Source organism: Paenibacillus sp. PvP094, from assembly GCF_040546835.1.
Lineage (GTDB): Bacteria > Bacillota > Bacilli > Paenibacillales > Paenibacillaceae > Paenibacillus > Paenibacillus illinoisensis.
Genome location: NZ_JBEPOM010000001.1, coordinates 5129477 through 5154825, shown reverse-complemented (window position 1 = coordinate 5154825; position 25349 = coordinate 5129477). Strand labels below are relative to the sequence as shown.

The window sequence follows — 25349 nt, the reverse complement described above, 5'->3', positions numbered from 1 at the left end:
TGATCGTCGCTTTACTAGGGGAGTTCTGGTGGTTGCTGCCGTCTCCATAATGCTCATTTGGTTAGTCTCCCCTCTACCATAGGCTGTTCTCACTGTATTTCTTGGACAACTGATTGACCAGAATCAGCAAAATGAAATTAATCACCGTATTAAACAGGTTAATTGCCGAGGAGAAGCTGTATTGACTGCTCAGCAAACCGATTTTGTATACATACGTAGACAGAATCTCACTGGAAAGGATATTCAAGTCGTTCTGCATAAGATAGACCTTCTCAAATCCTACACCAAGCAATCCGCCCATCCTTAGAATGAGCAGCGTGATCGCCGTCGGCAGAAGCATCGGAATATCAATATAACGAATCTTGTGCCACCTGCTTGCCCCATCGACCGTTGCTGCTTCATAGAGGCTTGGATCTACGGCAGACAACGCGGCAATATAGATGATGCTGTCCCAACCGACGTGCTGCCACACATCAGACCATACATACACACTGCTGAACAGAGCCGATGAGCCCATTAAGTCCGGTGCCTGTGCTCCAAACAGCTGATACATATTGCCAACCAGTCCAGTGCTAGGCGAGAACAGAATTAACATTAATCCGACCATGACTACCGTTGAGATAAAGTGGGGCATATAGGAGACGGTCTGGAAAAATCGCTTGAACCTCCCTGCCCTCATCTGGTTCACCATTAATGCAAGCATAATCGGAAGCGGAAATGTAGCCAAACTGTACAGGCTGATTATAAGTGTGTTACGTATCGTATTCGTAAATTGATAGGAATGAAAAAACTTCTCAAAATACTTGAATCCGGCCCATGGACTGCCCCCGATTCCCGATGCCGGACTATAATCCTTGAATGCGATGATAACTCCGTACATTGGCTTATAAGCAAAAAGTAGTGTTAACACGACAGCCGGAAAAAGTAAAACGTAAAGCCCCCAATTGCGCCTGATTCTTTCCATTGTCTTTCCAAAGAATAGTGGGTAAGTCCGCACGGTTCTTTCTTCCCTCCTTCCATAATACTGATGCTGTTTTCCTGTTTGAACCTTTCGTCTCAGGAATAATCTCAGTATAAAAGGCTTCCCACTCTCTTTATCGGACCCCTTCGGACGGTATTCGGACTTCTGATGTTTCTTTCTGGGGTTGCCTGCGGGTAACCTCAAGCTTGCAAAAGAAAACATATGGCAATCCAGACCTTCCTGTGTGTATTCCGGACTTTTGAACTCCAAAAATGCAAATCTTTATGTTTTTTTCATGCAAAGGTTTTATACTATTTCTGAGATATTAAAGCGTTTACATTATGAAGCATTTAAGAAAGGGTGTATTGTTCTGGCAAACCTGGGCGCCATTAAACCCTATCCGATTCGTCATTATATTCGCATGATGTTCGTCATTTCATTTGTCGTGTTCGTTCTGGATCTGATCATCAGTGTTGCTTCCATCTCCTTGGTCAGGCAGCAGTCCGCCCAATACTTGCAGGACACCACGGATTTGTATATGAATCGCATTAATCATGATTTTGCCTACATTAATCATTTCATGGGATGGACTCTCGCCAATGACGAAAATCTGGAAACGATGAATACGTATGGTGTGAATAGCATTCCTTTTCTGAAGTCCAACGAGAAATTACATAAGCTTTTTGCCGAATTACAACGAAACTATGGCCAGTCGTACAATTTCTTTTATTACTTAGAGAACAGTGAATACTTCCTCAACTGTGCGCCAATAAGCATCTCATATTCGGATTATTCGGAAGTGAAAAGACAAATCATTACTCTAACTCGTGACAAAGGCGTATATGAGAAGTTCTATTCCCATTGGACGCCCATCCACGTGAATGGTACTTCTTATCTGATCAATATTGTGCCGTACTACAATCGCTATCTTATTGCGTTGATATCCGCAGATGATCTGATCGCTCCACTGCAGCAAATCAATCTGGGCGTCAACGGATACGCCTCACTGGTGGATAAGAATGGCATCCAGCTTTCTGGACCTGCCAGAGGAGAGAACATCTTGGAACCGATACCTTCCTTCCTTGATGTGCTCCAGTCACACAACGTTGTCAGCAGCGACTTTTCCAACGCGGATTTTAGTGCACGCATGGTTATCAAATTCGGTGCATTCGAGAAAATCATGGTGGCTCAGCTGCTCATCATGCTGCTTTTTTTGATTGTAACCTCCTCATTAAGCGCAATCCTTATGTTTTTCAGAAAGAATCTGCTTGTTCCCATTCAGCGTTTTTCCAAAAATCTTGCTCGAATAAACGAGGGTGATGAGGCGACAGATCATAAGAGCAGCCGGATTATGGAACTGGAACAGGTTAATGCACAATTCAAGGAACTGGTGGGCCAGATTAAGCGTTTCAAGATTGATCGCTATGAACAGGAATTGGAGAAACAGAAAATACGTTTGGATTATATGAAGTTACAGATCAAACCTCATTTTTTCCTTAATTGTCTGACAAGCATGTACAGTATGGCACAGATGCAAATGTTTGAGGAGATTGAAAGTATGGCTCTCGCCACGTCCCGGTATTTCCGTTATATCTTTCAAAGCGGAGACAATTTCGTTCTGCTGGAGAACGAAATTGAACATGTGAGAACGTATCTGGACATCCAGAAATCACGTTACCGGGATGCTTTCTCCTATCGAATTGCAACGTCCGAAACGATCACAGGTATCGCTGTTCCACCACTGGTTATACAAACCTTCATCGAAAATGCTGTCAAATATGGAGTCTCACGGGAACGGGAATTATGTATTACGTTATCCGTACATGTAGAACAACAGGAAAATGGTGATCGTGTGCTGATCCATATCTCTGATACAGGACCCGGATTCAAGCCGGAAATTCTTGAAGCTCTCATCCGTGGAGAAGCACTGGAACAAACAGGAGGCAACCGGATTGGCATTATGAATACCATTCAACGTTTGGAGCTGCTGTACCGGCATGAAGCTGCAATTACGTTTGCAAACGACACAATTGGCGCTCGAATCACGCTTTCCTTGCCTAAAATGATATTGAATTCAGAACCTTCTGGAGAGGTGATAAATCATGAATATATTGCTGGTTGATGATGATTACTTTGTTGTCATGGCATTGGAGAATAAAATTGACTGGGGAGCCTTAGGAATTAATACGATCTTCACTGCCTACAATATTGCACAAGCCAAAGAGGTACTGCAAAATCATCCGGTTCAGATTCTTGTTTGTGATATTGAGATGCCGCAGGGAAGCGGACTCGAGCTGCTCGCCTGGGTCCGTGATGAATCGTATAACATACAAACGATCTTTCTTACCAATTATGCCGATTTCAACTATGCGCAAAAAGCCATCGAACTGCAAAGCTTTGATTATTTTCTAAAGCCCATCGAATTCGACAAGTTAACTCTGATTATTCAGAAGGCAGTTGCCAAAGCCCGGGATCAGCAGTTTATTCAGAAGGCCATTTATGAAGGTGAACTTTGGCAGAAAAATAGAAGCAAGCTTATTGAGGACAGCTGGCGCAGGCTCATCTCCAGTAAAGTCTATCTGTCCAACTCCGCTGATGTTTCTGAATTTTTGACTGAGCAGCATCTGCCTTATGAGCCAACGGATCTATTTCTTCCTATGCTGGTTAATCTGTTTCCGTATGATGGTACGCTGGGCAAAACCGACAAAAATCTGTTTGATTACGCTTGTTTGAACGTGATGGTTGAACGGTTTCAAGACAGTTTGTTCTCTATTGAAGCGATATCCGAGATCAAGGATCATAACTGGATGGTTATTATAAAATGGAACAGGCTACCGGATGTACAACTTATCGAATTGATGTGCAGCGCCTTCATTCCGGAGGTAAACAACTACCTGAAATCGGATGCTTGCTGTACGATCGGCTTCTCCCTGCCGCTCGGGCAAATCCGCCATACGGTGAATGAGCTATTGTTGATGAATGAAGAGCGAATCAAGCACCGCAACCAAACCTTCTTGCTGGAGAACTATAAAAGGCCCGAATTAGATTATATACCGCCTGATCTGGGACTGCTGGAGCAATTGCTGAATGAGCATCGTTTCCAATCCTTTCTGGATGAAACCGGTCGTTATATGCATCAACTTGTCCATGAAGGCAATGCAGGTACCGCTGTTCTCAGTCTGCTGCGTCTTGATCTGGTGCAGCTAGTTTATGCCCAATTGAAAAGTAAGGGAATTGAAGTCCACAAGCTGTACATGGGCAGTACGAATGATCAATTGTTCATGCAGTCTCTGCATTCGATTGAAGATATGCAATCGTACATTGCCTATCTGGTCAATACGGCTGAGGAATATTTGAAGGTTTCCGAGCAGCCGAAGTCGGTTGTACACGAGATCACCCATTATATACGCACCCACTATGGAGAAGACCTAACGAGAAATAGTCTTGGAGACAGAGTCTATATGAACCCTGATTATCTCGCAAGACTGTTCAAGAAAGAGATGGGCATGTCACTCGGCAATTATGTTATTCACATCCGTCTTGTAGCTGCCAGGCAACTCCTTGAAACCACCACACAATCGATTCATTCCATTGCCGGACATGTGGGGTATGCCAACTACTCACACTTTACCAAACTGTTCAAACAGGAAATAGGATGCAGCCCTAATGAATATCGCAAAAAGCATAGAGAAAGCTCTCACGAAATAGGATGCTAAAGCTGACGCTAAATCATATATGCTTATACGAAAGCCAAAGATGTTTAAACGGCAAAACGTAAACAAAGGAGATTTTTTTGAACTCAAAAACTGCTCATATAAGAAAAAACGTCATATATTATAATGATGAAGCGCACAATTGGAAATATAAAAAAATACGTAAGGTAGCCAACTGCTATGCGTCATTTCATAAAACTAACCTGCCCGTTAGTTGAAAAAAAGCAGCCGATCATATTGATCAGCTGCTTTCTTTGTTTTATAACGATATCGTTTCCCGTTAGTTTAACGACGTATTAGTCCTTTAACTACTTCTTAGCTCTTTTGTGCTTCTAAATCTTGTAAGGTAGGATAGTCCGTGTAGCCTTTACTTCCTGCCGCGAAGAAGGTTTTAGGATCTGCCTCATTTAATGGTGCCCCTGTTTTAAGGCGCTCTACTAAATCCGGATTAGCTAATGACCATGCACCAACTGGTACGATATCAGCTATGCCGTTATCAAGATCGTTACTCAGATCTTCCAGAGCACGTCCTGCCCGGTTGACTAATAGTGGATTGGTCCAAATGGAGCGAACGTCCTGCAGCAGCTTTTCATTTCCAAGATGCATCACATGAAGGTAAGCCAAATTCAGCTTCGCTAATTCTTGGACCAGGTAGAGATAAAGTTCAGGACCTTGTTCCCCATCCTCAATTCCTCCAAGAGGTGTCCCCGGTGAAATACGGAAGCCTGTTCTTGAAGCGCCAATTTCTTCTACAACGGCTTTGGTCACTTCAATTGCGAAGCGGGCCCGGTTTTCGATCGATCCTCCATATTCATCCGTCCGTGTATTCGAATTTTCACCAATGAATTGATTAATGAGATATCCATTAGCTCCATGAATTTCAACGCCGTCTGCTCCGGCTTCAATAGCCGCTGCTGCTGCTTTGCGGAAATCGGCAATGGTCGTCTGAATATCCTCTTTGGTTAACTCGCGCGGAACAGGGATGTCCTGCATGCCTGTTCCGGTAAACATCTGTACACCAGGAGCAATCGCTGATGGCGCAACGGGCTGACGATGATGGGGTGTATTGTCGGGATGAGACATCCGGCCAGCATGCATTAACTGGATAAACATAAATCCGCCAGCTGCATGAACGGCATCTGTAACTTTTTTCCACCCTTCAATATGTTGTTCCGTATAAATCCCCGGCGACCACAGGTAACCTTGACCATCATCGGATGGTTGTGCCCCTTCCGTAATGAGAAGCCCCATCGAAGCTCTTTGTGCATAATACAGGGAGGTTAATTCACCCGGCGTACCGTCTTCTTCTGCTCTGCTGCGTGTCATCGGTGCCATAGCTAAACGATGCGGCAATTTCAGGTTACCGACTTTGGTTTCACTCCACAATTTGTTCATTTTGAACACTCCTCTTTATTTTTAGTCCAAACCGTAATTGTAATTAAGAAAGATGCGGGTATAGAGTAGCAACGCCACCGGAAAGTCCAGCTTGAATCATTCGACTGTTATCATCGGCAAGAATCTCAAAGCTGCCGCTTTCGATGCCATCAATAGCCATTCTCGCAACATCTGAAGGGTTTGATTTGGGAGCATCAAGACCGGCTGTCATGTCTGTTTCCATAAATCCTACATGTAAGCCTGCAACTCTAATCTGACGAGGGTACAAATTCAAACGCAGGTCGTTCGTCAATGCCCAAGCTGCAGCCTTCGCAGCAGTATAAGCACCCGCAGTTCCGCCACTGAACCAAGATAATGCGGAAAGAATATTCAGAACCGTACCTCCACCGTTGTTTTCAATGACCGGGGCAAAAGCGCGAACCATAGATAACGTACCGAAGAAATGCGTATCCATTTCCAGCTGGATTTTTGCCAAATCCCCTTCCAGGAGAGAAGCCCCAGTAGATGATCCTGCATTGTTGATGAGAAGGGTAACGTCCTTAGCAAGGCTGGCAGCTGCTGCTACCTCTTGAGGATTGGTTACATCAAGCTTTACAGGTATAACGCCGGGGATATCGATGGTCTCTGGATTTCTTGCCCCTGCGTAAACCTTAGCCCCTCTAGATAGAAGTTCAAGTGTAAGCTGGCGGCCAAGCCCCCTGTTTGCTCCAGTAACCAATGCGACTTGTTTAGAAATGTTCATTGTATTAACTCCTTTTTTTGTTTGTTTTGGATTGTAATTATTCATAATAAAATCAGGGCCCAAAGGCTTAACGTTTGAGAACGATCATTCTAATAATGATTGAATAAAGCACCATTTAGTAAGATTATTTAAATGAAGGATAGATCATTAATTTAAGAACGATCATACTAGAAAGTGCATAGGGAATGATGCAACCATACTTTCTTAGTCGGATCTTCAATCATTATTTAGTTAGCAGGTGAATCGATGTATCGGCTATATGTTGCAATTTTTCCGTGGGTATGGAGGTTCTTGTCATTACTCTTATCCCTACATAAACGGCATGCAAATGTTCCGCTTGGTCTTCAGCACTAAAACCAGTACTAAACTCTCCATTCTGCTGTCCCCACCGAATAATATCTCTAAACAACTGTTCTGATAAAACAAACAAATCTGTGGTCTTAATATCAACCTCGGTATCCCGCATTGCAAGTTCCACAGCTGAATTAACCATCAAACAACCGGAAGGTGAGTCATCCACACTCCAGATTACGGAACTGAAAATAAGCTGTAATGCCTCCGCAGCAGTCTTAGAGCGTTTAACCTCTCCTGCAAGCCCAGCACTTAATTTATCGTGAAATCGGTCCATCGCTTTCAGAAACAGTGTGTGCTTATCGCCAAACGTGTCATATAAACTTCTTCGGTGAATCCCCATATGCTCCACTAAGTCCGCTATCGATGTCTTCTCGTAGCCCTGTTCCCAGAAGAGCTTCATCGCCTTTTCTAATACTACATTCTCTTCGAATTCCTTACTCCTTGCCATTTGGTTCCCTCCCTGTTAGTCAATATAACATATTGAGAACGATCGGTAAAGAATTTTGAAGGTGTCACCACTTACTCATCCTTACTGCTTTGATTTGAGGAGCATTCGTCCCCAAGTATGTGTGATGAAATCCGGAGCGAACTTCATGGAAAAGCGCATAACTTTCGTAAACCCCGCATTTACTCGCAGTTTATTTTTCTCCATCCCTTTAATACCAACATGAACAAGCTTCTCTAATGGCAAGGAAATCAACTTATTTAATAAGCCTTCGTTAAAAGTGTCTGTGAGATTGGTTTCCGAAATAACCGGTGGACAAAGTTCCATTACATGTATGTTTTTACCTTTAGCCCGAATTTGCTCACGTAACGCATCACTAAACATGTGAATGCCAGCCTTTGTAGCAGAATACGTAGGTGCATTGGCAATAGTAATATTGGCAAGTAGAGAACTCATGTTAACAATCATTGCCTCCTGTTGTTTAGCTAACAGGGGTAACAATGCCTTGGTCATGTAGATTGTCCCGTTCAAATTTGTGGCAATTTCTGCAGTAAGATGCTCGTAAGTGACTGTTTCATCAAACAAGTCGAATTCGTGTATAATACCTGCATTATTCATAACAATATCCAGTTTGGGATAGTGAATGGTTAGTTCCTTCGCAAGATGCTCTACACTATTGGGATTGCTAACATCAGCCACTATGCCTATAAAGCCGGGATTGTTATTTAAGATCTGGTCGATTCGTTGTTGTGAGCGTCCAGTTATGATTACCGTATTCCCCATGTCGTGCAGTCGTTTCGCAAAAGCAAAGCCAATTCCGGACGTACCACCAGTCACCAGAATGGTTCTGCCTTTCAATTTCATGATCATCACCCCCTTCCCTTAAAATCGGATAATAACTTTTCCTTTAGGATGACCTGTTGCAACAAGGTTTAGAGCTTCATTGATATCTTCAATGCGAAACTCTGTAGGGTCCACCGCGGGAACAATTCCGTTCTTTTCAATAATCTTAGTAATTTTTCGTAACTGCTCTCCATCGCTGCGTACAAAGACGAAATGATATTCGATCTTCTTTTTCTTTGCTTTGTGATCATACTTGGCTCCGGCAATGCTAAATAGCTTTTGTTTCCACCACGGTAAGCCCATTGCTTTAGCAAAACGTTTATTAGGGCCTGTTCTTAGCGAAAGAAGATGACCGCCTGGTTTAATGACGGAGAGTTCATGATCGAATTCACTGGGTCCCAAGGTATCGATCACATAATCAAGATCGCGAAGTCGTTCCCAATAGTTCTCGGTCGTGTAGTCAATGTATTGACTCGCTCCAGCGGCCATTGTACGTTCGCGTGCTGTTGGACTTCCACTAACGATGACCTTCAGCCCCATGCTTTTAGCGATAGGAATAGCCATTTGGCCAAATGAACCAGAGCCGCCGGGAATGAACAAACTTTCTCCAGCTTTTGCAGCTAGCTCTTCATGCAAACTTTGATAGGCTGTCAATCCTGTTAAAGGCGCAGCGGCACCGGTTACAAAATCCAGATTACCCGGTAAGTGAGCGATGGCATCCGCATGAATCGCCGCGTATTCGGCAAAAGCACCGATTTTTTGCAGCGGGAGCCGTGTATAAATCGCATCGCCAACTTTGAAACCAGTGACGTTCTTGCCAATCTTTTCGACAATACCAGTGAGCTCATTACCGAGTGTCAGCGGGAACGCATAGTCCTGGATTAACTTCACGCTTCCGGTCGCGATAAGCAGTTCCAGGTGGTTGACCGCCGCAGCTTTTACCTTCACCAAAACTTCGTGATCCGTTATTTCCGGGACTGGGATATCGCGTACTTCAACTTTAAACTGTTTTGAATATTGGGTAATCTGTGCTGCTTTCATAAAATTATCCTCCTGCATGCAGTTTCACCAAGTAACATTTATTTAATTTTGTAACTTACACAGCAAGCATAATCTTATTGGTTACAAAAGTCAACGTTTGTTACTACACATTTTTATGCTAAAATAAATTAAAAGGTATGATTACCGGGTGGTAAAGACTAATTAACGAAAGAAGGGTTGGGCATAACGGTGTGAGACTGGGGTATAGCAGTAACTGGTCGCTTCAAAAAGCCCCATATTCACCTGCCATAACAAATGGCTAAAATCACGCAGCAGCTTATTATTGAAACTGCCGAGGCATTAATGGAGCGCACGGAGAAATCCGAAGTGACGCTCTCACAAATAGCGGATGAATTGAATATTACCCATGCAGCACTCTATAAGCATTTTAAAAATAAACAAGAACTCTGGGCAGCTGTAGCTAAAAACTGGTTCAATCGGATGATTTCAGAACAAATCAGTATAAACATGGCGCATTTGGCCTCATCCCAGGAAGTGCTCCACGACTGGCTTTGGGCATTTGTGAATGCCAAAAAACGCGCTTATAATGAGAATCCCAAAATGTTCGCATTGAATACACAGTATGTGGACAGTAATCCTTTGGTATTACGGGATGTTCTCTGGGATTCATATCAAATTATTGATGGGTTTATGGGTTATAACGATCCTCACTTTGAACGGGCCGAGGCAATACTATCTGCTTTTGCGGTGTTTAGTCTCCCCTCTTTTAAGGAATCATGGAATTCACCAGACTACCAAGAGCGGTTTGAACGCATCTGGAGTTTAATCAAACAGGGTGTTTGAAAGGATATCCTATATTACAAGGAGCAGTGTTGCCTGCCTGAGGTACCTGCTCCTGTTTCATTGCTGCACTTAAATTCTTATCTAAGTGGGAACTTGTTCTTGTACATGAGAGCCTGGAACTGGGGAGTTCTTTTCCGTCTTTTCCCCAAAAGAATATTCGCCTTTGTGGTAGTTCAGAGCAATTAATATTCAACTAAACTGTCCTATAGTTGAACAAAAGCAGCCGATCCCATAGATCAGCTGCTTTCTTGGTATATTAAATTATCGTTTCCCGTTAGCGTAATGTTCTGTACTTCTACCTTTGATACGGATCACCGTAATGAATCAATCCACTTCATGGCCGTGTGGGATTCTGAATAGTGATATCATATATTGCATTCTTCAGTTCATATTGATATTTACTATAGTTTTTTAAGTCCTTTTGATGAAAAAAGGTCTTTTTTTGGTTATAATTCTATCTCCAATAAATTTTGCCCTGTTGGATATTCAGCAGCCTCATTATATGAATTTGCAAATCCTAGAAGTTTCTCAACTTTCCAAGTTCCATAAAGATATTCTTCAGTTTCACGATCCAAACTTATACGATCTACAATACAATCGGATTTGTTTTCTGGAATAAAAGACTCTTCCGTTTCAAGTGTAAACTCACTTGATGCATTGGGATATGATGTTGTTTCAACATTTCCACAAGCCGATGCTCGCATCAACATTATCATAATACAAGCCAATAATGTTTTTTTCATTTCTCACACACATACTATAAAGTTATGTTGTTTACTCGCTTGCTAACTGAATTAATCCCCGTATGTATGGATTAAAGTCTCCTGCTCCATTGTTGTGTTTTTAGTCTAATACAAAATAAACACTCCGATTATTAAATAAAAGTCGCACATTAATATAATAGGGTAAAAGCAAACAGAGCACTCTTCAGAAGAGTGCTCCTTGTAATTCACTTATAGTTGATGCTGGAATTAACTTTTGTAACGGTATTCATTTTATTTAGGATGACCAATGCAAATATTGCAATCGCAATCCCAGCAGCACCAATCCATGTAATCGACGTGAGAGAGATCGTTTCAATAGCTATCCCTCCCACACCAGCACCTGCTGCCATAGCAAGCTGCATCATGGACTGATTAAGACCAAGCATAACTCCTGATGCTTCAGGTTCAATTGTCGTTAAATGATATTGCTGCGTTGGACCGGATGACCATGCTGAGAAGGACCACAACAAAAGAACGATCATTACGCCAAGTAATGTATGGGTCACAACGGACAACAGGATCAGCATGACAATGTGGAGTGCCAATCCACCGGATAATGTTCGATGAACGCCCCACCGGTCCGTACTGAAGCCGCCGATTTTGGAGCCAATCATGCTGGCTATACCAAATATAAGCAATGCGCCGCTGAGATATTTATCACCTAGTCCCGATACTTCAAGCAAATAGGGAGAGAGGTACGTATAAGCGATGGAGTATCCTCCAAGCCAAAAGAAGGTAATCGATAATCCTAATGCAACTTTAGGCTTTTTCAATAAACTTAACTGCTGTCTTAACGGAATAGGCGCGTCCCCCTTAATACGCGGAATGGCGAAAGAAAGAATGATCATTGCGATAATCCCCAAAAGTGCAATCCCCCCAAACACTGATTTCCAACCAAGAGTGTCGGCTGTGATTCGTCCAAGAGGTACACCAACGATTAATGATGCCGTGAAACCCATGACCACTGTGGCAATAGCACTTGCTTGTTTACCTGCTGGTGCAATTTTAGCTGCAATATTTAAAGCAGTGACTACAACGATTCCTGCACCTATCGCCATAATGATACGAGCAACTACAAACAGTCCATATCCTGGTAGGGTAAATGCGAGGATATTAGAAATCACAAATATTGCTAGGCCAATAATGATCAATTCTCGTCTGTCCATACTCGCGGTTATCGCCATTAGAATTGGAGTGAATAAAGCATAGACCAGAGAAAAAATGGTGATTAACTGACCAGCTGCAGCCAGTGAGACATCAAAAGACCCGGCTACCTTATCTAAAATGCCAGATAAAATATACTCAGAAGTCCCAACCAAAAAACTAACGATAGCTAAAATATAGACTTTCAAACTCGATGACATATGTAATACAACTCCTTTAATATAGTATAATAAATGACATATTGCGAAATGTAGATATGTATAATTACAAATAAACATATAACGAATTGTCGAAATGATCAGCGAAGAAAAAACTGAATTCTTGGTAAGAACTCAGTAACGACTTACATATCATTCATCATATAACGAGCCAATTGCTTTATGGCTTCCTCGTCTCTCTGATAATACGTAAATTTGCCTATCCGCTTTGTTGTAATCAACCCTGCCCGCTGCAATATCGTAAGATATTGAGAAGCCGTTGACTGTGTCATGTTAAGCTTGTCGGTTATTTGACTTACACAAACCCCTACTTCCTTCATATCCACTCCTTCATGGGGTTTGAAATGCACGTATGGTTCTTTGAGCCACTGTAAGATCTGTAACCTGGATTCATTCGAAATGGCTTTAAATACTTCAATTGGATTCATAACCCTTATTATATCGATCATTTGCGATATGTCAATTTAAATTTCTTAAACATATAGATCATGGAAAGTACCGAAAAAATAACTGCGGTATCAAGTCTTTTGAGCTAAAATTCAAATTTTTTAGATAGGATAAACTTTGTTACGGATAGAAAAGAATCGTTACATGACATGTAATGTTGTTACAGTTCAACAAAAACGATCGAAACCTACGAAAAATAGGTTTCAATCGTTTTGTTTTTTTTAATCTTATTCAGATACCGGATAAACATGTCCGGAAAGATCAATAACAGAACGAGGCTGCTATACAAACCATATGTATAACTACTCGCATAGGCCAAGCCGAAGCCTTCATTGAACATAAACGTGATTAGGTGAATCAACATATTCGTAAAACAGAAAGCATAACTTCGGATCATGTAATTCCGGTGTTTTACGATTCGTTTCTTTTTAATCTGCACAATCGCCATAACTGTCATTAGTGGCCAAATGATGTTGATTATGTTAAATGCGATGCTGTTGATCTTGCCTCCTGTGGAATATGGAGCCATGTAGCCGGATGTCAGCACAACCATCATCACAGAAACGACATAGACATACCCATTGATCCGATGAATTTTCCGGTGTTTCTCCAGTATGAAGCTTGAAAAATTGACTAATCCTGCTGCCATTGCTAAACATGCAAATGCAACATGAATGTACATGATTTTTAGCCATACCGGAAGATTCAATTCACGCTTCAGCCCGGTTTTGTGATTGAGAAATGCGGTTGCTTCCGGATCGAATACGTAATGTCTAACTAGTGAATACAGAATGAAAATGATGCTGACCCCGACCAAAACGCGGTAGGCCATGTTTGTTTTTCTCATGATTGAACCTTTCCATTTCTAATATCATCTGTCGTTACACTGAATCTCAATCAAACTAAGCGATGACCTGTCAGTTTCGATGCTGGCAAGAAACCAGCCTTGGCAGTTCCAGTCATCACATCCCCTTGTACGTTTACCTCAAAATGAAGCTGTAATTTCATCGGTTTGCTCACCCGAAGATCCCAGACTAATTTTTCACCCTGATCCCGAGGTTGGATGAGTTCCACAGTCTCACCGTCTTGCGTAGCTGTGCCCCGAATGCTGCCGTTATCTGTATGAATCACAAGCCTAGTTTCAAGTTTTCCAATTGGTGTTGAGATGACTACTTCCCATTTCCCTTCGTAAAGTGACGCAGAGGTATGCACCTTCTCTAGGGTAACCGGCGCGAATTTTATTTCCTCTTCTTTTCCTGTCGCGTCCATGTCATCCGCCCGCACCATTCCTTCTGCTTTCCATACCGTTCCCCGCCGCTCAAATTCAAATAGCTGTTCCACGGCATGTGCGATACGAGGGCCTAGTGTACGTTCCACTAAATATAACGCAACATCAAGCCCGGAAGTCACACCACCTGCACTCACCAAATTGCCGTCATCCACAATGCGTGCCTGAATAGGAAATGCACCGGTAGCGCCCAAAACTCCCATGCCCATATGATGCGTAACTGCATGTCTGCCTTCAAGCAAACCTGCCATCGCAAGCAGAAGCGAACCGCCACACACCGTAGCAACTAGAACGTCTTCTCGTTCCAATGCTTGTCTAATCTTTACAGAAATTTCTGTACCAGCAGCATGGTTCAGAATGATTGGAATTGAATCAGGCTCCTCTCCGGAGACTTTACCGGATGCGCCCGGCACAAGGATCATGCCCCCACATTCAGGATCCAGTTTCCCAGTCGCCTTGATCTCCAGCCCTTGAATGCCACTTGTGACGTGCCGTGGCCCTTCCGCGGTCACTAGTTCTACCCTCAGGGCTTCTTCAGTATACATCGATGCCGCAATAAACACTTCATAAGGCGCAATTGCATCCAAGAGATCAAAACCATCAAACAACACAATTTGAACATGCAACATAAATATGTCCTCCCTCTGATTTCGATCTTGATGCAGGGAATTCTCCCTGTTCCTTTGAAAAGGATACCAACAAAACCTCTCGAAAGAAGGCGCACACCCGCCACAAAACCATCAACAAAATATCACAAAATTATAAACATTCATTCGTTTTCAATACGCCCATGTTACACTAGGTTTTGAAGGTGGGATACGGATGAACGATTCAATTACTGTGCTTATTGTTGACGACGACCTTAGCATTGTCGAATTATTAAAAGACTTCTTGGAACACGAACAATTTCGTGTCATCACGGCTTGCAACGCTACTGAGGCTTGGGATGCGCTCCAGCATTGTGCCATTCAATGTATCGTTCTGGACATCATGATGCCTGGACAGAACGGCTTCGATTTGTGCCGCCAGATTCGCAAAGAAAGTTCTGTGCCGATATTGTTCTTAAGCGCCAAAAGTGATGACGTGGATAAAATTAGAGGGCTTTCGCTGGGTGGAGATGACTACATTGTGAAAACGGCTTCTCCTGGCGAAATTGTTGCTAGAGTAAAGGCTGTATTAAGACGTACTTCTTCCCCACCTCAGACCACGGTAGAATCTTTGCTGGAAAACGGTCATCTGCAATTAAACCTCGTATCCAGAGAAGTATTCGTAGAAGGCAACAAAGTCATGTTTACCCCCAAAGAATATGAATTGTTGCTGCTGTTTACCCAGCACCCCAAGCAAGTATTTACGTATGATCAATTGCTGGACAAGTATTGGGCAGGCATTGGCGACAGACATACGGTTCGTGTGCATGTAAGCCGCTTGCGCGAGAAGATCGAAATCGATCCGGCTAATCCGCAATATCTGGTGAACGTTTGGGGCGTGGGATATCGCTACGAAGGAGGTTCACGTGAGAACGTTAAGGATTCGTAAACTCATGTTGCTTTTTCTGCTGTTCATCCTGCTGTTGCCTTGGCTCCTCTTTTTGACCGCTCATTATATCGAAACCGGAACCTTACGATTTTCCGCAGCTCCACTGCTGAATAAAGAACAACAAATGCAACAGAATGAGATTATTGGGCAGATCGAAGCGAATATGGACCGCTGGAGTGTACCCGAATGGCAGGTGCAGTTGAAAGGCCTGTTGGATGATACAAACATGAAGGTTTCCCTGGTCTCCGCTGCCGGACAGGAGATTTATCGTACTAATGCGGACCATATCAATAGATATTCAACTGTTGAACGATATACATTGCTCGCAGATGGTCAAATAAAAGGGAAAATCGAACTTTACATTCCTAAAACAAACCAGCTCCAAGTGTTCTCAATCTTTATCGGATTTTTGGTTGCCTTGTTTGTCATCAGCATGGCGATGCGGCATTTTTTGATCAAACCGCTTGAGAGGCTTAGTACGTCTGTGCGATTGCTTGCTTCCGGGGATTGGAACGTGCCTATTCCTGCTTCACACATCAAGGAAATTGCCGATGTCCGGGATGCTTTTGACGAGATGGTACAAGGATTGCAAACGTCTCACTTGAAACAAACGAGCCTCGAAGAGGAACGTCGTTTCGTCATTGCCGCTGTGGCACACGATCTTAGAACCCCGCTCTTTGCACTGCGTGGATACCTCGAAGGACTTGAACTGGGGATTGCCCAATCACAAGAAAAAACAGCGAAGTACGTCGCCGTATGCAAAGAAAAAGCATTACAGCTGCACCGTTTGGTTGAGGATCTATTTACGTTTTCCAAAATGGATTATAGCGAATTTATGCTTATCGAAGAAGTCGTAAACCTGCACACTGTTCTGCAGCAATCGGTAGAAAGTGTGGCGCCCTCGGCTCAGCAAAAGAATATCTCAATAAATTTGCATTTAACAGGTGCATGCATTGTTCGCGGCGACGCTCATCTGCTAGAACGCGCGATCAGCAATTTAATGGATAATGCCGTCAGATACACCCCTGATTCCGGAAAAATTATCATAGAGTGCAACAGCATTACCGATCAAGTCAGGTTTACAATCCGAGATACGGGTTCAGGATTTGCAGAGAATGAACTGAAGCGGGTATTCGAACCTTTATTTCGAGGCGAGATGTCCCGGAACCGTTCTACTGGAGGCAGCGGTCTGGGCATGGCTATATCCGAACGCATCATCCGGCGACATGGAGGCGAACTTATGGCTGACAACGATACCCGCGGCGGAGCGCTCTTGTCGGGATGGCTTCCATCCTTGAAATAATCATGTAAGAGGCTAGCAATTGATTGATAGAGACCAGTCCATTAGTAAAAAAATAGCAGCCGATCATATAAATCAGCTGCTTTCTTATTTTTATTAAGCTATCGTTTCTTCGTTAGTTTGATGACACTCTCTCTCCAATTAGTGAGACTGAGTACTTCTTGTCCAAAAGATCAATAATCTAACTCTGCTATTATACGATGCAAGATAGTTTTGCTATCTTCATCCTTGGGTCGAGGTTCTCTACCGATTTGTTTGTAAACCTCCTTTTCCTCTAAAAGTTGTCTCGGGTGTAAAACATGAGCTGATATTCCGTTTAACATATAGCTTTGTGATAACAACGAATCGGGGCGCCATACCCACTCCGGTAAACCATTCATAATAATACTTCCATCATCTGTATTCGTTATGTAGGCAAATGTAATATCTACACCATCTTTACTAAAATCAGACTGCCTCCCACGAAACTGCTCTTTCACAGAAGTCTGTTCATAACCCGCCTTCGCAAGAGCGCGTTCTAACTCCTCTCTGTTTTGTATCCATGTTATCAGGTCTATGTCGTCATGTGAACGGGTAACCTTCCCGAGCAAAAAATCTATTGCCCATCCACCACGCAACCAGAATCTGCATTCAATTGCTGCACAAATTATGCTTATTTCACTTAACAACTTTAATTGTGACTCTGTTTGTTTACCAAACGCTGGATCTACCATGATTATCCCCTTTCACAAATGTAACCCATACCTATTACACAAATAATACGATATGCTGAGCTACTGTGTTCTAATGTTATCGTTTGTATTAAACTTTAATTCACTCATGTTAGTAACAGTGGGACATACCATTAATGAAACCTTTTTTAAAATTTTAACGTCTTATGTAATACGTATTGAACTCTTGATTGAGGTGAGCCAGATGAACCGAATCACAAAGTATATCTTTTTAGCATTTCCGTTGTCCTAGCCTATGGCATCGGAGCCTGGCTTTATCAAAAGGGAAGTCAAGTATTATTCAATCAAACCATTCATCATAGTGAATATAGTGGTATCGTTATTACATCGTTCTTCCTCTATTTGATGATTATTGTACCGGTAATAATATTGAGCATTTATGTGATTAACCGAACATCATTAAACACTGCATTAAAATGGTTACTTGCTCTCAGTATTTCCGTGGGTGCAGGACTTATCTTCCCATTTTTAGCCTCAGGTGGACAACTAGCTTCCCCTGAGGGGCAATTGTTATTATTATTATTCATTCCATCAGCAATTGTGTTGGGAATCATCTCTCATATACTTTTCTTGAAAAAACCAATAAAAACTTAACAAAATTTCATGCCCTCCTTGGTGTAGAGCCTTGAGTTTAAAAATATTTAGACGCTTCCAGTATCGATTCGATATATCATTTAGACTGGATAGCGTCTCTTTAATTTCAATTTTCTTGGAATTTCACATATTGACGCAGTACCAACGCATCGACAGGAAGTTACTTTTAAAAATTACGTTGTGGGGTCGTCCAATGCCCCCCTTGCAATACTTGGATAAATCTTTGCATGTACGACAAAAGTAAATTGCATCAGAAAGTCCGCTTGTGTTACAAAGAAAAAGCAGTTGTTTTAAAAAAACAACTGCAAAATTACACCCTACTTTATACATCACCAGGATTTATGTTCTTTATGATCGGGATCGAAACTTGCTCATATCAGGCTTGGGAAGCTTCTCATTTTTATTTAACAAATCAATGCTGCTCATCTCTTCTTCGGTCAACGTGAAATCAAAAATCGAAATATTCTCCAACAGTCGGGTTGCATTAAATGATTTGGGAATAGTCACAAAACCACTCTGTATATCCCAGCGCAAAATGACCTGTGCTACCGTTTTGCCGTGTTTATTTGCGATATTCTCCAGCGCTTCATTGCCAGACAACTGACCCTTCATCAATGGGGACCAGGCTTCCATCTGAATTTGATGCTGTTTGCAGAAAGCTCTTAATTCCAGATGAGTTAAATGAGGATGGAATTCGATTTGATTGACCATGGGAACAACTTCCGCCACAGACAACAGACCTTCCAGATCATTAATTTGAAAATTGCTTACCCCTATGGCTCTGACTCTTTTTTGTTTGTACAGATGCTCTAGCGCTCTCCAAGTATCAAGGGACTTCCCCTCGACCGGCCAATGAATCAAGTAAAGATCCAAATAGTCCAATTGCAACTTCTCCATGCTGGATTCGAAAGCATGCAGTGTCGAGTCGTACCCTTGGTCCCCGTTAGCCACTTTTGTGGTTATGAATATATCTTCTCTTGGAATTCCTGACTCAGCTACAGCCCTGCCCACCTGTGTCTCATTTTCATAAGCCGATGCTGTGTCAATACTCCTGTAACCCATTTCCAAAGCCTGTTTAATAGCTTCCGTTGCATCATCACGTTCGGGCGTCCAGACGCCAAGTCCGATCCATGGCATCTGCACTCCATTCCTGAGTTGGGTATAGTGACGGTTCATAGATATATCCCTCCTGAATATTTCTAAAAAACCTCCTGGATCCAAAATCCAAGAGGTTATTGTAATGATACATATTAATAATTATACCGTGTCTGATGATCCTAGTCCAAGTCTGAACCATTGGATGCAATGACTTTCTTGTACCAGCCAAAGCTTTACTTTCTTATTCTTCTTAGCGTCTCTTCGCCAGCGTTATCTTTATCATCGTAAATATATCCGTACCGTTTTTTCAATTCCCCGGTGGACGCGCTAATCAACTCAATGGCTCCCCAGCTAGTATGTCCCATCAGATCAACGCCGTCCTGAATCGCTTTGGAAACTTGCGAGAGATGCTCCCGCAGATAATCGATACGGTAATCATCATTAATGACGTCGTTTGCTTCTACGTGATCCACTGCTCCCAGACCATTTTCCACGATAAACAATGGTTTCTGGTAACGATCATACAAAAGATTTAGAGCAAGTCTCAATCCAAGCGGATCAATTTGCCAACTTAGGGGTAATCGGGTTGTACCCTGCTTCCTTGATTTTCTCCAAATCAAAATCAATCAATAAGGGTCTGTTTGGATATCGTCCTGAAATATTCTATAACTACCTCACGGAATTCGTGAGCCGCTCGTGAAATGTACCGACTCCTGTGCCATAACAGAGCGATCTCCCGTACCAATTCATGATTTTCTACTTTGAGATATTTGATATGTGCCCCAGAATACCTTGCCGTACTTGGTATAAAGGCTATGCCAATCCCAGCTTCCACTAGAGAACTTAGCCTTGCAGGTTCATCACCTTCATACACATATGTAGGTATAAATCCAGCCGATTTGCATATAGAATCCACCAGATCGCGAGTACCGTAGCCTCTTTTTACACCAACAAAACATTCATCCCTTAGCTCAGTCAAAGATATGTTGTTTCGGTCAGCAAGCCGATGCCCTTTGGGAACAGCTACAAGAATCGGGTCGACAAACATGATTTGACATTCGATGTCTTCCCCTCGTATAGGTGGTGAGGACAAGCAAAAATCAACCTCTCCTCTATGAAGAAGCGTAACCATTTCCTGCGTGGTGAGCATTTGCACATGAAATTGGATATCGGGTCGCTTGTTCCGAAACTCTCGAAGGATCTGAGGCAATGTGCTTGCGGTGGTCACCGCCAATTCGAGTGTGCCATGTTCTGGGCTGGACAAATCGCTAATCTCCTGCTTCCCCTGTTCCAATTCAAACAATGCCCTTTCTGCACGGAGATAGAATCTGCTACCAAACTCATTCAATCGCAGTTTCCTCCCTACTCGATCGAATAACGGGACTCCCAAATCCTCCTCCAAGCGCCCAATCGTTTTGCTTAGTGATGATTGAGTGACATGCAGACTTCGTGCTGCTTCGGTCATATGTTCCAAACGAGCTACCTCGAGAAAATATTTCAGTTGAAGAAGTTCCATTTTACACCCTCCACTCATTCCTTTGAGTCAATGAAATCATAACATGAAATGCATTGGAATAAATAAATGTTTTCAAGTACGATGATGACATTAATATACAGAGTGGAGGATTGAAATGAGTATTCGCAGTAGGTGGTTGATGATTTCCGTTGGACTAGGGATTCTATTGAACCCTTTGAATTCTTCAATGGTTTCAGTTGCTATTCCAAGGCTGCAAAATGTGTTCCATCTCGACTTTACAGTGGTATCCTGGATTATTTTTTCGTTCTACATTGCGAGTGCTATCGCTCAACCGATCATGGGAAAAGCCAGCGATTTATTCGGTAGGAGGAGGATATTTCTTAGCGGACTTGTTGTATCCTTCACTGCATCATTATTAGCTCCACTATCCCCAAACTTTGGATGGCTCATCGTGTTCCGCATTGTGCAATCCATCGGAACAAGCATGATGGTTGCGGTTGGAATGGCCATTGTGCGAATTCATATTACGGAGAAACAAGCAACTGCACTGTCAGTGTTGTCCATATTTCTGTCCGGAGCGGCAGCGATTGGCCCCTTTATTGGCGGAGTCATCATTCACTGGTGGGGCTGGCCTGCTATCTTTTTGGTTAATATTCCTTTCGTGGTAACAAGCTTTTTATTAGCTTGGAAACATATTCCTGAGGATGATCCGTCTACGATATCCGTTGCTCGCAACATGTCCTTTCGCAAATGGTTTGATTTGATTGATGCATCAGGAGTTCTGCTATTTACCGTGGGTCTCGTTGCTCTGCTCGTTGGATTATTGTCCGCAAAATCATCTGGTCAGATTTCATTTAATAACGTTATTGTCGGGCTGATTGGCTTCGTTGGACTGGGAGCTTTCGTGCGACATGAGCTAAAAGCGAAGGCACCCTTTATTCCTTTACGCACATTCGCTAAATATCCTGCAATGACTTGGATCAATGTCGAATTCATGGTCGTTAACTTGCTTTTTTACTCTCTCTTTTTTGGGCTTCCGTCCTACTTGCAAATCGTACGTCATGTCAGCGAGTTTCATACAGGGATGCTCATGCTAAGCTTAGGCTTGTGTTCGCTCATTGCTTCTCCAATAGCAGGACGCTGGATCGATAAATCAGGACCCGGGCCAGCATTGCTTATGTCCGGAATGCTGATGACATTGGGGTCCGTGTGGATCGTGACACTGGATCAGACTTCACCGGTTATCAGTGTGTGTCTGGCTTTAGCTGCATTCGGTATTAGCAACGGGTTGAACAGTGTCGCCATGCAAGCAGCCTTATTCAGAAGTTCACCAAAAGAAATTATTGGTGTGGCATCTGGAATATTCAATACTTCAAGATACCTGGGAACCATTCTCTCTTCTTTGCTGATTAGCATTGTAATGGGAGATAACTTCAGCTTCGAAGGATTTAGAGTACTTGGGATGATCCTCACGTTAATTGCATTGTCATTGGTATTCATAAATTGGCGGCACATGGAGACAGGGCAGTTGCATGAGTCCTAGGCATCTGACAGATGTATATTATCCTTCGTCTCAAGAGAAAGCGGCAGCTGATCGTGAAAATCGGCTACCGTAATATCTTGTTGAATTAACTTTTCTCGTTGGTATAATGACGGCAGCGGCAGGGTAATCTTATCATCTGTTCATCTATTCTTAAGTTCCGAAAAAATAGGCGGTTCATATGACCGACTGGCTCCTATACGACATTGAAGTAAAGTTCTCCCGTTAGTTGAATGAATTGAAGGGCAAGATACGATTAAATATACGCCTAACTGGCAATGGGACCATGTTCTAGTCTCTCGATATCCGCTGTATATTCTTCAATGGGGTTTTTCAATAACACGACGATATTACAACAAAAAACCGTTAATATTAAACTTAACGGTTTTAAAAAATTCGATATGTTTTCATATGAATCAACTATTTTTTGAGATTTCAGTCGATGTAATTTATTTGCTTATTGATAACTATACTTGAGAGCTATTTTTGGGAACGATTGATATCTCATCTCAATGATTTTCTTTAAGAGAGGAACACTGATCTCCTCACTTCTCTTCCCTGCTATTTTCCATAAGCGCAAAGAAAGACACGTACGCCTTCTGTGATGATACGTTTGGTTTGCTCCTCCTCCAAATCGCTTGCTTTTATCGGTTGATCAAATACCAACAAAAACGTTAAGGCAGCAAAGTGCTTTGTAGCCATTACAGGATCTGGCACAGCGAGCAGTCCGGCTTGTCCAAACTCGGTAAACCTCCTGATAATCCCCTCTTCCGTTGCGTTATCCAGCTTTTCCAAAAACGAGCCTGGCAGGTTGGCGGCTTCCATAGTAACCAGACGCATCAAAGCGCTGTAATCGGACGAACCGTTCGCAGAAGCTACGAATTGTTCGCAGAATAAGATAAGCGCCTGCTCTAGATCCTCAAATTCCCAGAGGTAGTCTGATATCCCTTGCTTGATCATGTCCAGAACCGCCTCACTGGTTTCTTCCACAACAGCAAGCAGCAAGTTCTGTTTGTCGCCATAATAATCATAAACGGTCCGTTTGGAAACTCCCGCTTTAGCTGCAATTGCATCGACGCTGGAACGATCAAACCCATCTGAAAGAAACAGGTCTCGTGCTGCCGCAATAATTTTGGCTCGTTTGTCTGAAGAGCCTTTGCGGATTTTTTTGTTTTCCGTATTATCCATCCTTATGTTTCCCCCCTATAGGTATACTATCAAAAATGAGTTCCACTTTACAAACTACACTGCACGGTGTAGTATAATCAATGCAACATATGAATATCAATGATCAAGGAGGAATTTATCCATGAAAACCGCGCAGTCTTATGTTGATGTTCTCATTGTCGGGGCCGGCCCAACAGGGCTTACACTTGCCTGCGACCTAGCCCGTCGAAACGTCGACCATCGTATTATTGAACGAAGCGCCTTATATAACGTAGCGTCTCGCGCCAAAGCAATCCAGCCCCGCTCGCTTGAGGTTGTTGATGATTTGGAGGCCGTTAATTACATTATGGACACAGGTGTTGTGGATTTGCCTGTTCGTTACTATACCGCAGATGGCAGGAGTGTCGACAAGCCTGCTATTACCGTTGCAGCCAGCGCCGAACTGGAGACACCCTATCGTGATCCGGTCTGGATTGCTCAGTATGATGTGGAAAAAGCATTGCGCGACCGCTATGCGGCGCTTGGCGGTCAAGTCGAGTTGGGCGTGGAAGCTGTAGGGCTTGAACAGGATTTGGATGGTGTGACGGTAACCTTGAATACACCGCAAGGAGAAGAGCAAATTCGCGCTCGTTATGTCGTCGGCGCTGACGGGGGGAAAAGCAAAATCCGCAAGTTTATTCACTTACCGCTGGTTGGGAAAACACACGATCAGGAGCGATGGTATCTTGGCGATGTACGATTGGAAGGGTTGGATCGCGATCATATTCATATCTGGACATCTTCGGAGGGGATGGTCGGGGTGACACCACTGCCGAAATCCGATATTTGGCAGCTGCAGGCTACAATTCCGGCAGACATCGAAGAACCAGAGCAGCCGTCACTCGAGGCGTATCAAGCCATGTTTGAGCGTCGGGCCGGGACAGGACTTGTTCAGCTCACGGATGCTTCCTGGCTTTCCATCTACCGGGTCAATGTCCGTATGGTTGAATGTTACCGTAACGGCCGGGTCTTCCTTGCAGGCGATGCTGCTCACGTTCATTCGCCGGCCGGCGGTCAAGGCATGAATACGGGGATGCAGGACGCGTACAACCTCGGCTGGAAGCTGGCGGCTGTCATACGCGGAGCAGACACCGAACTGCTCGACACATACGATGAGGAGCGCCGCCCAGTGGCTCAAGCCGTGCTTGAGGACAGCACGAAGAAGATGCAAGGGGTCATAGGAACGGCGACTGAAGGCGGAGGGTTGTCCCAATCGTTGAGCACCATATCCGACGATCTGACAAGTGGGCTTCTCATTTCCTATCGGTCAAGTTCTCTTACCCGCCCGTCTGCTCGCAGGAATGTTACCCGTTCATTGCCCGGGGATCGTGCTCCTAATGCTGTGGGTCTGCAAGGTACAGGGTTTGCAGGAAGTGTATTTGACCTGTTGCGCGGCCCACACTGGACTCTGTTGGCTTTTGTAAACCGCACAGATCATCTTTCTTTGGAGAACTTCACCTACGACGAACTCCATGTGCACTGCATCCTTCCATCGCATGTGGAGAGAGTGGAAGGCATAATAGATACAGCAGGGAATGCCTATCGAATTTACGATGTAGCAAGTAATGAACTCGTATTGATTCGTCCCGACGGTTACATCGCACTGCGGACCTCCATTAATGATACCGCTTCGATTTCGAATTATTTGAATTCCATTTATCGCGCAAATTGATTTGGTCAAGGCCAGT

Annotated in this window: 22 protein-coding genes and 1 pseudogene; 7 read left to right on the top strand and 16 right to left on the bottom strand. The window is 43.3% G+C overall.

Features of this window, described 5'->3' with window-relative positions; all coding sequences use genetic code 11:
• Nucleotides 1-73: 73 nt before the first annotated feature.
• Complete coding sequence (locus ABIC22_RS23515) at nt 74-964, bottom strand: ABC transporter permease (RefSeq protein WP_354486070.1); 891 nt, start codon at nt 962-964, stop codon at nt 74-76.
• A 292-nt stretch (nt 965-1256) separates the two neighbouring features.
• Between ABIC22_RS23515 and ABIC22_RS23510 the strand changes: the two genes are divergently transcribed.
• The gene (locus ABIC22_RS23510) at nt 1257-3083 is read left to right on the top strand and encodes a sensor histidine kinase (protein ID WP_354484216.1); all 1827 of its coding nucleotides are present in this window, start codon (nt 1257-1259) and stop codon (nt 3081-3083) included.
• Nucleotides 3064-4677 (top strand): response regulator, encoded by a 1614-nt coding sequence (locus ABIC22_RS23505; protein ID WP_354484214.1) that lies wholly within the window; start codon nt 3064-3066, stop codon nt 4675-4677. The genes ABIC22_RS23510 and ABIC22_RS23505 overlap by 20 nt, the downstream gene beginning before the upstream one ends.
• A 312-nt stretch (nt 4678-4989) precedes the next feature.
• Here the strand turns inward: ABIC22_RS23505 and ABIC22_RS23500 are convergent, their stop codons facing one another.
• The 5 genes from ABIC22_RS23500 to ABIC22_RS23480 all read right to left on the bottom strand — a co-directional run bounded on the left by ABIC22_RS23500 (nt 4990) and on the right by ABIC22_RS23480 (nt 9494).
• On the bottom strand, nt 4990-6069 hold the full coding sequence (locus tag ABIC22_RS23500; protein ID WP_354484212.1) for an alkene reductase: 1080 nt from the start codon (nt 6067-6069) through the stop codon (nt 4990-4992).
• Between the two features lie 43 nt (nt 6070-6112).
• A complete protein-coding gene (locus tag ABIC22_RS23495) occupies nt 6113-6811 on the bottom strand; it encodes an SDR family oxidoreductase (RefSeq protein ID WP_127537135.1) in 699 nt (232 codons plus the stop codon).
• Between the two features lie 223 nt (nt 6812-7034).
• The gene (locus ABIC22_RS23490; protein WP_127537134.1) at nt 7035-7613 is read right to left on the bottom strand and encodes a TetR/AcrR family transcriptional regulator; all 579 of its coding nucleotides are present in this window, start codon (nt 7611-7613) and stop codon (nt 7035-7037) included.
• 81 nt (nt 7614-7694) lie between these two features.
• Entirely contained in the window at nt 7695-8474 is a 780-nt protein-coding gene (locus ABIC22_RS23485) for an SDR family oxidoreductase (protein WP_354484209.1), read from the bottom strand.
• An 18-nt stretch (nt 8475-8492) separates the two neighbouring features.
• On the bottom strand, nt 8493-9494 hold the full coding sequence (locus tag ABIC22_RS23480; protein WP_127537132.1) for an NADP-dependent oxidoreductase: 1002 nt from the start codon (nt 9492-9494) through the stop codon (nt 8493-8495).
• Between the two features lie 255 nt (nt 9495-9749).
• Here ABIC22_RS23480 and ABIC22_RS23475 point away from each other — a divergent pair, with 255 nt between their 5' ends.
• A complete protein-coding gene (locus ABIC22_RS23475; protein ID WP_127537131.1) occupies nt 9750-10298 on the top strand; it encodes a TetR/AcrR family transcriptional regulator in 549 nt (182 codons plus the stop codon).
• Between the two features lie 446 nt (nt 10299-10744).
• Here the strand turns inward: ABIC22_RS23475 and ABIC22_RS23470 are convergent, their stop codons facing one another.
• The 5 genes from ABIC22_RS23470 to ABIC22_RS23450 all read right to left on the bottom strand — a co-directional run bounded on the left by ABIC22_RS23470 (nt 10745) and on the right by ABIC22_RS23450 (nt 14808).
• Nucleotides 10745-11041, bottom strand: a complete 297-nt coding sequence (locus ABIC22_RS23470; protein WP_354484207.1) for a hypothetical protein — start codon at nt 11039-11041, stop codon at nt 10745-10747.
• Between the two features lie 206 nt (nt 11042-11247).
• A complete protein-coding gene (locus ABIC22_RS23465; protein ID WP_354484205.1) occupies nt 11248-12426 on the bottom strand; it encodes an MFS transporter in 1179 nt (392 codons plus the stop codon).
• Nucleotides 12427-12569: 143 nt separating this feature from the next.
• Complete coding sequence (locus tag ABIC22_RS23460; protein ID WP_095357945.1) at nt 12570-12872, bottom strand: ArsR/SmtB family transcription factor; 303 nt, start codon at nt 12870-12872, stop codon at nt 12570-12572.
• Between the two features lie 206 nt (nt 12873-13078).
• Complete coding sequence (locus tag ABIC22_RS23455) at nt 13079-13738, bottom strand: DUF2306 domain-containing protein (protein WP_354484203.1); 660 nt, start codon at nt 13736-13738, stop codon at nt 13079-13081.
• A 50-nt stretch (nt 13739-13788) separates the two neighbouring features.
• Complete coding sequence (locus ABIC22_RS23450) at nt 13789-14808, bottom strand: DJ-1/PfpI family protein (protein ID WP_354484201.1); 1020 nt, start codon at nt 14806-14808, stop codon at nt 13789-13791.
• A 193-nt stretch (nt 14809-15001) separates the two neighbouring features.
• On the opposite strand from ABIC22_RS23450, the gene ABIC22_RS23445 reads away from it, so the two are divergent.
• Both ABIC22_RS23445 and ABIC22_RS23440 read left to right on the top strand, forming a co-directional pair.
• Entirely contained in the window at nt 15002-15715 is a 714-nt protein-coding gene (locus ABIC22_RS23445) for a response regulator transcription factor (protein WP_354484199.1), read from the top strand.
• Nucleotides 15693-17018, top strand: coding sequence for a sensor histidine kinase (locus tag ABIC22_RS23440; protein ID WP_354484197.1), 1326 nt, complete (start codon nt 15693-15695; stop codon nt 17016-17018). Before ABIC22_RS23445 ends, ABIC22_RS23440 begins: the two co-directional genes overlap by 23 nt.
• A gap of 170 nt (nt 17019-17188) precedes the next feature.
• Here ABIC22_RS23440 and ABIC22_RS23435 read toward each other — a convergent pair whose 3' ends face one another.
• From ABIC22_RS23435 to ABIC22_RS23420, 4 genes and pseudogenes are all read right to left on the bottom strand, one after another.
• A complete protein-coding gene (locus tag ABIC22_RS23435; RefSeq protein WP_354484195.1) occupies nt 17189-17728 on the bottom strand; it encodes a nucleotidyltransferase domain-containing protein in 540 nt (179 codons plus the stop codon).
• 960 nt (nt 17729-18688) lie between these two features.
• Nucleotides 18689-19516 (bottom strand): aldo/keto reductase, encoded by an 828-nt coding sequence (locus tag ABIC22_RS23430; protein ID WP_354484192.1) that lies wholly within the window; start codon nt 19514-19516, stop codon nt 18689-18691.
• Between the two features lie 155 nt (nt 19517-19671).
• Nucleotides 19672-20007, bottom strand: a pseudogene (locus tag ABIC22_RS23425) (family 1 glycosylhydrolase); the annotation flags it as partial.
• A gap of 53 nt (nt 20008-20060) precedes the next feature.
• Nucleotides 20061-20954, bottom strand: a complete 894-nt coding sequence (locus tag ABIC22_RS23420; RefSeq protein WP_354484188.1) for a LysR family transcriptional regulator — start codon at nt 20952-20954, stop codon at nt 20061-20063.
• Between the two features lie 115 nt (nt 20955-21069).
• On the opposite strand from ABIC22_RS23420, the gene ABIC22_RS23415 reads away from it, so the two are divergent.
• Nucleotides 21070-22458: an MFS transporter gene (locus ABIC22_RS23415; protein ID WP_354484186.1), complete on the top strand. Its 1389-nt coding sequence runs from the start codon at nt 21070-21072 to the stop codon at nt 22456-22458.
• A gap of 558 nt (nt 22459-23016) precedes the next feature.
• Here ABIC22_RS23415 and ABIC22_RS23410 read toward each other — a convergent pair.
• On the bottom strand, nt 23017-23643 hold the full coding sequence (locus ABIC22_RS23410) for a TetR/AcrR family transcriptional regulator (RefSeq protein WP_127537112.1): 627 nt from the start codon (nt 23641-23643) through the stop codon (nt 23017-23019).
• Between the two features lie 121 nt (nt 23644-23764).
• Between ABIC22_RS23410 and ABIC22_RS23405 the strand changes: the two genes are divergently transcribed.
• Nucleotides 23765-25333, top strand: coding sequence for an FAD-dependent monooxygenase (locus ABIC22_RS23405; protein ID WP_354484184.1), 1569 nt, complete (start codon nt 23765-23767; stop codon nt 25331-25333).
• Nucleotides 25334-25349: the final 16 nt, after the last annotated feature.

Coding starts and splice junctions, on each gene's coding strand:
- ABIC22_RS23515 (WP_354486070.1), bottom strand. CDS start 964: ATGGAAAGAATCAGGCGCAATTGGGGGCTTTACGTTTTACTTTTTCCG.
- ABIC22_RS23500 (WP_354484212.1), bottom strand. CDS start 6,069: ATGAACAAATTGTGGAGTGAAACCAAAGTCGGTAACCTGAAATTGCCG.
- ABIC22_RS23505 (WP_354484214.1), top strand. CDS start 3,064: ATGAATATATTGCTGGTTGATGATGATTACTTTGTTGTCATGGCATTG.
- ABIC22_RS23415 (WP_354484186.1), top strand. CDS start 21,070: ATGAGTATTCGCAGTAGGTGGTTGATGATTTCCGTTGGACTAGGGATT.
- ABIC22_RS23470 (WP_354484207.1), bottom strand. CDS start 11,041: ATGAAAAAAACATTATTGGCTTGTATTATGATAATGTTGATGCGAGCA.
- ABIC22_RS23475 (WP_127537131.1), top strand. CDS start 9,750: ATGGCTAAAATCACGCAGCAGCTTATTATTGAAACTGCCGAGGCATTA.
- ABIC22_RS23420 (WP_354484188.1), bottom strand. CDS start 20,954: ATGGAACTTCTTCAACTGAAATATTTTCTCGAGGTAGCTCGTTTGGAA.
- ABIC22_RS23460 (WP_095357945.1), bottom strand. CDS start 12,872: ATGAATCCAATTGAAGTATTTAAAGCCATTTCGAATGAATCCAGGTTA.
- ABIC22_RS23405 (WP_354484184.1), top strand. CDS start 23,765: ATGAAAACCGCGCAGTCTTATGTTGATGTTCTCATTGTCGGGGCCGGC.
- ABIC22_RS23510 (WP_354484216.1), top strand. CDS start 1,257: ATGCAAAGGTTTTATACTATTTCTGAGATATTAAAGCGTTTACATTAT.
- ABIC22_RS23490 (WP_127537134.1), bottom strand. CDS start 7,613: ATGGCAAGGAGTAAGGAATTCGAAGAGAATGTAGTATTAGAAAAGGCG.
- ABIC22_RS23480 (WP_127537132.1), bottom strand. CDS start 9,494: ATGAAAGCAGCACAGATTACCCAATATTCAAAACAGTTTAAAGTTGAA.
- ABIC22_RS23410 (WP_127537112.1), bottom strand. CDS start 23,643: ATGGATAATACGGAAAACAAAAAAATCCGCAAAGGCTCTTCAGACAAA.
- ABIC22_RS23450 (WP_354484201.1), bottom strand. CDS start 14,808: ATGTTGCATGTTCAAATTGTGTTGTTTGATGGTTTTGATCTCTTGGAT.
- ABIC22_RS23435 (WP_354484195.1), bottom strand. CDS start 17,728: ATGGTAGATCCAGCGTTTGGTAAACAAACAGAGTCACAATTAAAGTTG.
- ABIC22_RS23495 (WP_127537135.1), bottom strand. CDS start 6,811: ATGAACATTTCTAAACAAGTCGCATTGGTTACTGGAGCAAACAGGGGG.
- ABIC22_RS23465 (WP_354484205.1), bottom strand. CDS start 12,426: ATGTCATCGAGTTTGAAAGTCTATATTTTAGCTATCGTTAGTTTTTTG.
- ABIC22_RS23430 (WP_354484192.1), bottom strand. CDS start 19,516: ATGAACCGTCACTATACCCAACTCAGGAATGGAGTGCAGATGCCATGG.
- ABIC22_RS23455 (WP_354484203.1), bottom strand. CDS start 13,738: ATGAGAAAAACAAACATGGCCTACCGCGTTTTGGTCGGGGTCAGCATC.
- ABIC22_RS23445 (WP_354484199.1), top strand. CDS start 15,002: ATGAACGATTCAATTACTGTGCTTATTGTTGACGACGACCTTAGCATT.
- ABIC22_RS23485 (WP_354484209.1), bottom strand. CDS start 8,474: ATGAAATTGAAAGGCAGAACCATTCTGGTGACTGGTGGTACGTCCGGA.